The organism is Methyloceanibacter marginalis (assembly GCF_001723295.1).
GTDB classification, from domain to species: Bacteria; Pseudomonadota; Alphaproteobacteria; order Rhizobiales; family Methyloligellaceae; genus Methyloceanibacter; species Methyloceanibacter marginalis.
Genome location: NZ_LPWD01000362.1, coordinates 1 through 1,088, shown reverse-complemented (window position 1 = coordinate 1,088; position 1,088 = coordinate 1). Strand labels below are relative to the sequence as shown.

1 pseudogene is annotated in these 1,088 nt (G+C 64.4%); it reads right to left on the bottom strand.

The features are described 5' to 3' along the window. Positions 1-837 (bottom strand): annotated as a pseudogene (locus AUC71_RS12785) (SGNH/GDSL hydrolase family protein); the annotation flags it as partial. Positions 838-1,088 lie beyond the last annotated feature (251 nt).

Genomic DNA, 1,088 nt, shown 5'->3' with positions numbered 1-1,088 from the left:
CCGGTTCCGTGGCCGATGCGCTCGCCGCGTCCGCGGCAAGGTCCGCCGCCGAGACGGCCGTGGACAGGATCGGCCGCACCACGCTGACATCGCCCACTTGGCTCTGCTGGAGCGCCTCCGCCTCGCCGTCCGCGCCCTCTTCCATCTCGGCCGCGTTCGAGGACTCCGGCTCCGCAGCCCCGGTCACGGACTTTGCAGGCGGCGCAAACCGGTTCGCCACCTTGGCCTGCTCATCCTCGTTGCCGGCGAGCGGGATATCCCGCTCTTCTTTGGCCAGGTTCAGATCCTTGCGCAATTCCTTGTCCACGAAATGCGCAAGCTTCAGGGAGCCGCGCATGGTGAAGTGAATGCCGTCATCGGCGCGCAAGCGCTTCGTATTGCCGGTCATGTCCGGGCCGTAGGCGCTGTAGCGGCCCTGGTCGTCGACGAAGCCTTCCCAGGTGTCGATAAATTTGGCGCCGTTGACGAAGGCCTTCTCGCGAAACACGTCGTTCAACTTCTCCGCATCCTCGGTCTGGCCGGGAGCCCGCATCACCGGCAAGCCGACCCAGTAAGTGGCAAGATTGGCTGCACGCAGCTTCTTGATGAATGTCTCCACCCGCGCGCCATAGGCTCGCGCCATTCCTCGGTGCCGACCTTCAGCAGCTTTCCGTCTTTCCTGATGGGCTGACCTTCACCCACGCCGAACATGACCACGGCGATGTGGTAGTCGCCGTCCTTCAAGATCTGGCCGATCTCGGCGTTCCAGTCGTATTTGTCGATGTTGACGAAGCCGGTCCACTTCTTGGACTGCTGAATGAAGTCCAAGGTCGGATCGTCCTCGAAGGCGCGAAACATCCCCTCCCACAGCCCCTCGGCCATGGAGTCGCCGATAACGACGACGCGGTAGCGATCCCCGTTCGGGAAGGGGTTGATGTAGCTGCGGTGCGCCGGCGTATCCTGCGCCGCCGAGGGCTGGGGCGCCAAAGCAAGCATCGCCGCCGGGACCAGCGCGGCGGCAACGGCCACGGCCCGGACGAGGCGGCAGGTGCGGTACGAGACGTCGAGAACGGACGCGATACGAGGCATGGTCACCCTATAGCATCAAT